The sequence below is a fragment of the Streptomyces glaucescens genome (assembly GCF_002154375.1).
In the GTDB taxonomy this organism is placed as follows: Bacteria; Actinomycetota; Actinomycetes; order Streptomycetales; family Streptomycetaceae; genus Streptomyces; species Streptomyces glaucescens.
On the sequence record NZ_MUND01000179.1, the window covers coordinates 1 to 8,041 of the forward strand.

Annotated in this window: 8 protein-coding genes and 2 pseudogenes; 8 read left to right on the forward strand and 2 right to left on the reverse strand. The window is 73.5% G+C overall.

Features of this window, described 5'->3' with window-relative positions:
- The first annotated feature begins 161 nt into the window (after positions 1-161).
- The 6 genes from CCN42_RS13405 to CCN42_RS13430 all read left to right on the forward strand — a co-directional run bounded on the left by CCN42_RS13405 (position 162) and on the right by CCN42_RS13430 (position 4,770).
- On the forward strand, positions 162-1,220 hold the full coding sequence (locus CCN42_RS13405) for a DNA polymerase III subunit beta family protein (protein ID WP_086735670.1): 1,059 nt from the start codon (positions 162-164) through the stop codon (positions 1,218-1,220).
- Between the two features lie 21 nt (positions 1,221-1,241).
- Positions 1,242-1,751 (forward strand): hypothetical protein, encoded by a 510-nt coding sequence (locus tag CCN42_RS13410; protein WP_086735672.1) that lies wholly within the window; start codon positions 1,242-1,244, stop codon positions 1,749-1,751.
- Positions 1,748-2,281 (forward strand): LIM domain-containing protein, encoded by a 534-nt coding sequence (locus tag CCN42_RS13415; RefSeq protein WP_086735673.1) that lies wholly within the window; start codon positions 1,748-1,750, stop codon positions 2,279-2,281. The genes CCN42_RS13410 and CCN42_RS13415 overlap by 4 nt, the downstream gene beginning before the upstream one ends.
- 54 nt (positions 2,282-2,335) lie before the next feature.
- Positions 2,336-2,866: a hypothetical protein gene (locus CCN42_RS13420; protein WP_086735675.1), complete on the forward strand. Its 531-nt coding sequence runs from the start codon at positions 2,336-2,338 to the stop codon at positions 2,864-2,866.
- Positions 2,867-3,190: 324 nt separating this feature from the next.
- A complete protein-coding gene (locus CCN42_RS13425; protein ID WP_086735677.1) occupies positions 3,191-3,739 on the forward strand; it encodes a DUF1062 domain-containing protein in 549 nt (182 codons plus the stop codon).
- Positions 3,740-4,005: 266 nt separating this feature from the next.
- Positions 4,006-4,770, forward strand: coding sequence for a lipocalin/fatty acid-binding family protein (locus CCN42_RS13430; RefSeq protein ID WP_143661904.1), 765 nt, complete (start codon positions 4,006-4,008; stop codon positions 4,768-4,770).
- A 5-nt stretch (positions 4,771-4,775) separates the two neighbouring features.
- On the opposite strand, the gene CCN42_RS13435 is transcribed toward CCN42_RS13430, so the two are convergent.
- The gene (locus CCN42_RS13435) at positions 4,776-5,702 is read right to left on the reverse strand and encodes an ATP-grasp domain-containing protein (RefSeq protein ID WP_086735681.1); all 927 of its coding nucleotides are present in this window, start codon (positions 5,700-5,702) and stop codon (positions 4,776-4,778) included.
- 148 nt (positions 5,703-5,850) lie between these two features.
- Between CCN42_RS13435 and CCN42_RS13440 the strand changes: the two genes are divergently transcribed.
- Together CCN42_RS13440 and CCN42_RS13445 are read left to right on the forward strand one after the other, a co-directional pair.
- Positions 5,851-7,299, forward strand: a complete 1,449-nt coding sequence (locus tag CCN42_RS13440) for an acyl-CoA synthetase (protein WP_086735683.1) — start codon at positions 5,851-5,853, stop codon at positions 7,297-7,299.
- A pseudogene (locus CCN42_RS13445) lies at positions 7,292-7,915 on the forward strand (carboxyl transferase domain-containing protein); the annotation flags it as partial. The gene CCN42_RS13440 and the pseudogene CCN42_RS13445, both read left to right, overlap by 8 nt.
- On the opposite strand, the pseudogene CCN42_RS44385 reads toward CCN42_RS13445, so the two are convergent.
- Positions 7,903-8,041, reverse strand: a pseudogene (locus tag CCN42_RS44385) (acyl-CoA synthetase); the annotation flags it as partial. The pseudogenes CCN42_RS13445 and CCN42_RS44385 overlap by 13 nt on opposite strands.

Consider the following 8,041-nt stretch of genomic DNA (forward strand, 5'->3'; position numbering starts at 1 on the left):
GTACTGGATGTACTTGGGGCTTCGCCCGGCGCGGCGAGAGTGCGTGCCAGGCGTCGCGGGGCAGACGGGACTTTGCGGACACGGCCTAGGGTGCGCCGTCGGCCGTGCCGGTCCGCACGGCCGGTTGACCTTCGAGTGGGTCGAAGGCCGAGGATGACGGAGTGCCACACTCCGAACTGATGCCGATCGGGGCCTTCGCCCGGCGCAGTGGGCTGACGTCCAGCGCGTTGCGGTTCTACGCCGACTGCGGGCTGCTGTCCCCTGCCGAGGTCGACCCTGATTCGGGCTACCGCTACTACAGCGCCGGGCAGTTGCCGCGGGCGACCGGGCTTCGCCGGCTCCGCGAGATCGCCATGCCGCTCGCCACCGTGGAGGCGGTGCTCGGCGCCGGGCCCGACGACGTCTCCCGGCTGATCGACGAGCACGTCGGAAAGGTCCTCGGGGAAGCGGAGGCGGTACGGCGGCAGGCCGCGCTGATCAAGTCGTCGCTCGCCGCTGCGCCGGGCCTGCCGGTCACCGCCCTGAAGGGGCCCGTGCTGGCCGACGCGATCGAGCAGGTGCTGACCGCGACGGCACGTGACGGGGGAACGCCCGTACTCGGTGGGCTGCGTTGGGAAATGGCCCCGGAGGCGGTCACGCTGACCGCGACGGACCGTTACCGGCTGTCCAGCCGGACCCTGGTGCCCGCGGAGCCGGCGGCCATGACGTGGGCGGCCACGGTCGACGGGGACGACCTGCGGGCGGCCGTCGGCGAGATCCGCCGCAGCGCGCGGGTGGGCGTGGAAGCCACCCCGCACGGCATCTGGTTGCGCCTCGCGAGCCGTGCCGACCAGCACTGCCGGCTGCTGGCGGAGGAGTTCCCCGACCACCGGCTGATGCTGGCGTCCCTGCCCGAGGTCGTCACCCGGGTGACGGTCGCGAAGGACGCGCTCCTGGGGGCCTTGGAGGCACACCCGGGCGAGCGGGTCGCCCTGTCCGTGACCGAGCAGGGCATGAGCGTCGGGACGCACCCCGCCTCCTTGCTGCCGGCCTCCGTCATGGGGCCGGCTCTCCGGGTCTCTTTCGAACTGATCACGCTCTACCCGGCCGTCAGCACGGCCATCGGCCCTGACGTACTGCTCGACCTGCGTGGCCTCGATCAGCCCGTCACGATCCGCTCCGCCGACCGCGGCGACCTCACCACCGTGGCCATGCCCGTCAAGCACGGCCCACCCGCCTGACCGAACGACGAGGAGCCTCCCATGGCCACCACCCCACCCAGCCCCGACCCGACCATGGACGCCATCGGCCGAGCAGTCGCCGAGGGCCGGGCCGGCGACTCCGCCTCCGCCCGCCGCAGACTCGCGGACCTCTGGTCCCGGATCGGTGTCACCGGCGACCCCCTGCACCGCTGCACGCTCGCGCACCACCTGGCCGACCTGTGCGCCCACCCCGCCGAGGCCCTGGCCTGGGACGTGCGGGCCCTGGACGCCGCCGACGCCGTGACCGAGCAGCGTGCGCAGCAGCATCACGCCGGTCTCCGCATCGCCGGCTTCTATCCGTCCCTGCACCTCAACCTGGCCGACAACCACCGCCGACTCGGTTCCTTCGAGGCCGCCGCCGAGCACGTCACCGCGGCGCGAGAGAGTGTCCCCCACCTCCCCGACGACACCTACGGCGCCCTCCTGCGCACCGCGATCGACCAGGTGGCCGAGGCCGTCGCCCACCGGGACACCAGCAAGCGGGCCTCCGCGCCCGGGGCCGCCGCATGACGGTCTTCCACTGCGCGAGGTGCGGCACCGAGCTGACCCCGGACCTGCGGGAGCTCCCGGGGGTCCCGGACGTCTCCGTGCACGACAAGGACCGGGACCGCGAGACAGGGCTCGCTCCCTCGACGGTGCCGCGGGGCGGTTACGCCATCGATCCCGAGCCCTGGGGCGCGCCCTTCGTGGCCGTGCCGCCCGGCGCGACGCACGAGCCGGGCGGCCGCGCTCTCCTCATGCCCCCGGCGATGACCGGCATGGTGTCCGCCGGCCCGCGGAACTCGGTGGTCGTGCATCCGGAGGATGTGCCCGGCCTGCGACTGGCGCACTCGTCTCTCGGGGGGCACGCGGGCTGCTGCGGGCCGCTGGGAACCGGTGGCCGCAACATGGCGTGCGTCTGCGGTGTCCTCGTGGGCACCCTCGCCGCCGACTGCATGGGCCCGTACGAACTGCACCTGGATCCGCTGCGGGTCCACGCCCACACCTCCGCCGGCCTCGGGAACTTCCCGGTTCCGTCCCGCGTTGCGGAGGACGACTGACCGTTTCATGGGTGGTCCGGCGGTGGTGCCGGACTCGGGGGAAGTGAGCAACTCATGGCCATGGTGGGCCTGTTCTGGATCGTCGAGGGCGACGTGTACGTGGGGGCGAAGCCGTCCGGGCTGGCTGCCGGTGTGCGTCTGACCCCCGAGGGCGTGCTGGCCCTCGGCGAGCGGCAGTCCGGTCTCCACCTGTGGGAGGACGTGCGGGAGCTGACGGTGACGGGCGCCCCCGTGAAGTCCCTCAAGCGGCAGGCCGGCCTGGTCAGGGACCTGGCCGTCGACATGGTGACAAACCTGGCCCTGCCCATCGGCCCGAACCAGACGGACCAGGGCCCGGCGTCGATGACGGTGCGCGTGGCGTCGTCCGGCGGCGACCACGAGCTGACCGCCTACGCCGCCGCGGCCGTCGGGTACTCCCCGGCGGAGCTCGACCTGTCCCACACCATCCTGTCCCGCCTCACGGAGGGCGCCGCGACGCTGGCCACGACCCTGGCGGCGATGTCGGAGTGGGGCCGTACGCGGGAGGACGAGGGGACCCCCCGGGCCGCGGAGCGGGAGCGGCTGCTGCGGGAGTGGGTGGGGTAGGCGCCTTCGCCCGCGGCCGACGCGAGGACTTCGACCTGACGGCCGGGCATTGCGGCAGCCCGTCCAAGGCGCCGCTCACCTGACCGGGGAACAGCCGGGTGCGGCCTGGGCCGCGGGGTCCGGGCACCTGCCACCCCGCCTCGCGGAAAACCGGTGGTGCGGCGCCGTCGTACGCCCCTACCGTGCTGCCGGAACGAGTCGTCCGGTCAAGGAGATGCCGTTGTACACCGTGTGAGACCTCCCGAGCGCTGATCGGTCGCGCGTCGCACCTGTGCGCCGCGCTGCTTCTTGCTGCGGATCTCTCACTGGAATTGGTGTATTCCTGTGCTCGACACCTGGGTCGTCCTGCCCGCCTGCCTGCCGCTCGTTCGCCGCCGTTGCCACACGTGCGCGTCGGAGCGCTTCCGGGCGAACGGCAAGTTTCGCGTCAACGCGAACCACAAGCTCCTCGACGTGTGGCTCCTCGTGCTCTGTACCGGGTGCGGGGAGACCGCGAAGCTCACGGTGCTGGAGCGGATGAACGTGCGCTCCGTGCCGCCCGGGCTGCTGGACCGGCTGCATGACAACGATCCTCGACTGGCGGGCGAACTGCTCCGGGATCCGGTCCTGCGGCGCCGCAATCGCATCGCCCTCGACTGGGACGGCGCCTGGCGTCTCGACACCGGCGGCTCGGATCACCTGGACCGCGAGGTGATCGACGTCTCGGTCCGCTTCGCGGCACGGATCCCGGTCCGGCCGGTGCGGCTGATCGCCGACGGTTGCGGCCTGTCGCGGGCCGAGGTGGAGCGGCTGATCACGGAGGGGAGTCTCGTCTCGGCGGTCCGGCTGAGCGGCAGGCTCTCCGGCGACTTCACCTTCACGCTCAAGCGCTGAGCCGCCATCGAGACCACGGGCCCGTCCGGCACCCGGGACCCCCGGAACTCCGGCACCCGGGACCCCGGCACCCGGAACTCCGGCATCCGGAACCCGGCTCCGGAACCCCCGGGCGGGCCCGTCCGGTGCAGCGCGGTCACCGGTATGTCCTGGCTGCGTAACAGGCAGCCTGACATCCTTTCAGCCGCCCCCAGCGGTTCATATGATCTTCACATTCAACTATCCCGTCCGGGGGGATTCCGGCGGGCTTCAGTGTGGGGATCATCATGCGCATTCGCTCCTTCGTGGGCGCCCTCTGCGGCGCCCTGGCTCTTTCCGCGCTCGCCGTCCCGGCGGCCCAGGCGGAGGAGAACCCCATCACCTTCTCGAGCGTCGCGATCAACGGTGGGGAGCCGCTGGTCGTGGGAACCGGCACGCCGAAGCAGTTCCGCGTGCACTACACCGTCCACCACATCAACCAGCTGTACTCCTCCCGGGCGACCCTGTACGCGGGAGGCCTCGACACCCGGAGCGCCCAGACCCGGCCGGTGAGCGAGCCGTCCTGCCAGGACCTGAGCGCCACCGTCGCGCGCTGCGCGCAGACGCTGGCCATCGACCCGAAGTCGCTCGTCGACAACGGGGTCGCCGGCACCTGGCACGTCTACCTCCAGGCGACCGACGCGGACCACAACGTGGTCGGCAAGGGCGGCCTGTACCCGACGAAGGTGCTGCGCGCCTCCACCATGGCCCGCACCAACGCCGACCCCGAGCCGGTCGTCAAGGGCAAGACCCTGACCATCACCGGCAAGCTGGCCCACGCCGACTGGACCACCCACACCTACACCGGGCAGGCCGGCAAGCCGGTGGCCCTGCAGTTCCGCCCCGACGGCGGCTCCTACACCACGGTGAAGACGGTCAACACCGGAAGCGGCGGTGCCCTGAAGGCCACGGTGACCGCGAACACCACCGGCGCCTGGCGCTGGTACCACGCGGGTGACTCGGCAGCCGTCAACGGAGCCATCGCCGTCGGCGACGGCGTCGTCGTCGAGTAGCTCGGTCACCCGGCCGGTCGAGCAGCAGGCCGATCAGCCGAAGGGCGCGGGCCCGGGTATCGTCCCGCCGCGCCCAGCACCGCCTCCACCACCCGTGCCGTCGACGCCGGATGCAGGCCGAGGAACAGGTTCGGCTCGACCAGTTCCAGCTCCATCACCACCGGCCGGCCGTCCTCCCCGTCGACGAGGTCGACGCGTGCGTACAGCAGCCGGGAGCGGTCGGGTACGGCGGCCAGGGCGCGCGCGGCGACCGCCAGTTCCGCGTCGCTCGGCTCCCACGCCGCCACCCCCGGATGCGCCACCTTCCGCGCGTCGTACGGCGTCCCCGGCGTGAGGACGGCCCCCTTCCGGCTGGCGTGCAGCAGCGACCCGCCGAAGAACTGCAGCGCCCGCTCCCCGGTGACGTCGACCGCCCGCACATAGGGCTGCACCATCGCGGTGAACCCTTCCGCGTGCATCCGCGCCAGCTGCCGTACGGCGGTGTCCCGCTGCTCCGGGGTGTAGCGGGCGGCGAACCGGGCGCCGGCGCCGGAGGTGGGCTTGACGACGTACTCGTGGTCGTCGGGCAGGTCGGCGCGCTCGCCGGGGGCGATGTACCGGGTGGGCACGGTCGGCACCCCGGCCGCCGCCAGTTCCCCGAGGTAGCGCTTGTCGGCGTTCCACCGCACCACGTCCGCCGGGTTCGCCAGCCGCGTGACCGCCTGGCACTTCTCGGCCCACGCCAGGAACTCCCGCGCCCGCCAGCTGTAGTCCCAGGTGGACCGGATCAGCGCGAGGTCGAAGGCGGACCAGTCCGCGTCCGGGTCGTCCCACGCCACGGTCCGTGCGTCCGCCCCCGCCTCCCGCAGCGCCCGCTCCAGCTCCGGCAGATCCCGGTCGACGGCCACTTCCGGTCCGGGACGGCAGGTGACCAGGGCTATACGGGGTGGCATGGCGGCACTTCCCTCCGGGACGACGGCTGACCGGGCGCAGGCTAACAACGCTCCCGCGACCGGAACAGTGCGGGCGGCGGCGGCCTGATAGGAACGAACGGGTATGCCGACCCCGACAGCCCGCCCCGACGGTCAAGGAGTACGCCGCGTGTCCTCTCTCTTCCCCGCGCTCGCCGACGGCGCCACCGGTGCGCGCCCCGCGCTCCGGTTCGGCCCGCGTTCGCTGACCTACGCCCAGCTCGCCTCGGCCGCAGGTGCCGTGGCCGGGCGGGTGTGCGGGGCCGGGCGGGTCGCCGTGTGGGCGACGCCCGTGCTGGAGACGGCCGTCGGAACGGTGGGCGCCCTCCTCGCCGGGGTGCCCGTGGTGCCGCTGAACCCGAGGTCCGGGGAGCAGGAGCTGGGTCACATCCTGGGCGACAGCGCGCCCGCCGCCGTACTGGCCGCGCCCGGGGACGAACTGCCCGCCGCGCTCGCCGGGCTGGAGCGGATCGATGTCGACGTCACCGCCGTGGGCACCCTCCCGGAGGAGACCGCCGGCGACGGTGACCCGGCGCTCGTCGTCTACACCTCCGGCACCACCGGCCCGCCGAAGGGCGCCGTCATCCCGCGCCGGGCAGTCGCCGCCACCCTGGACGCGCTCGCGGACGCCTGGCGGTGGACCGGGGACGACGTGCTGGTGCAGGGGCTGCCGCTGTTCCATGTGCACGGGCTCGTGCTGGGCGTTCTCGGCCCGCTGCGGCGGGGCGGCAGTGTGCGGCACCTCGGGCGGTTCACCACCGAGGGGGTGGCGGCCGAGCTGAACTCCGGCGCGACCATGCTGTTCGGGGTGCCGACGATGTACCACCGGATCGCGGAGGCGCTGCCGGGGGAACCCGAGCTGGTGAAGGCGCTGACCGGCGCCCGGCTGCTGGTCTCCGGGTCGGCCGCGCTGCCCGTGCACGACCACGAGCGGATCGCGGCGGCGACGGGGCGGCGGGTGATCGAGCGGTACGGCATGACGGAGACGCTGATGAACACCAGTGTCCGCGCCGACGGCGAGGCCCGGGCCGGGACGGTGGGGGTGCCGCTGCCGGGGGTGGAGCTGCGGCTGGTGGAGGACGACGGGTCGGAGATCTCCGTGTACGACGGGGAGACCGTCGGCGAGATCCAGGTGCGCGGCGCCAACCTGTTCACCGGGTACCTCAACCGGCCCGACGCCACGGCCGCCGCGTTCACCGCCGACGGCTGGTTCCGTACCGGGGACATGGCGGTGCGGGACCCGGACGGCTATGTCCGGATCGTGGGGCGCAAGGCGACCGATCTGATCAAGAGCGGCGGGTACAAGATCGGCGCCGGAGAGATCGAGAACGCCCTTCTGGAGCATCCGGGCGTGCGGGAGGCCGCCGTCACCGGGGAGCCCGACCCGGATCTGGGCGAGCGGATCGTCGCCTGGATCGTGCCCGCCGACCGCGCACAGCCGCCGGGGCTGGATGAGCTGGCGGATCACGTCGCCCGGCGGCTCGCCCCGCACAAGCGGCCCCGGGTGGTCCGTCACCTCGACGTCCTGCCCCGCAACGACATGGGCAAGATCATGAAGCGGGCACTGGGCCATGGCTGAGCGCCGTCCGAGCGCCCGCGCGGCGATCGCCCTCGTCACCGACGACTTCGAGGAACTGCCCTGCTCCATAAGGGAGTACGCCCCCGACGGTCCCCTCGGCTGGCACGGCTACGACGCTTCCCGCGCCCGCGCCGCCGAGCGCACCGGCGAAGCGGAGTCGGTGGTGTGCGGCACCGCCGAGGTGGAGGGCACCCGGGCGGTGCTGATCGCCTTCGAGTTCGGCTTCCTCGGCGGTTCGCTGGGCGAGCGCACCGGGGACCGGCTGGAGGCGGCGTACACGTACGCGCGCGAGCACCGGCTGCCGGTCGTGCCGCTGATCGCCACCGGCGGCAGCCGGATGCAGGAGGGCATGCGCGCGCTGACCCAACTCCAGCGGGTGGCCCGCCAGTCGGTGCTGACCCGGGAGGCCGGGCTGCCCCAGATCGCCGTACTGCGCGATCCGACCACGGGTGGCGGCTGGGCGACGCTCGGCGCGGGCGCGGACGTGGTGCTCGCCCTGCCGGGCGCCCAGGTCGGGTTCGCGGGCTCCCGGGTGCGCCCGGCGGACGCCGACCCGGCGGCGTACACGGCGCGGGCGCAGGTCGCGGCCGGTGCGGCCGACGCGCCATGGCCCAGTGCCCGCTTCATGATCTTGCCCATGTCGTTGCGGGGCAGGACGTCGAGGTGACGGACCACCCGGGGCCGCTTGTGCGGGGCGAGCCGCCGGGCGACGTGATCCGCCAGCTCATCCAGCCCCGGCGGC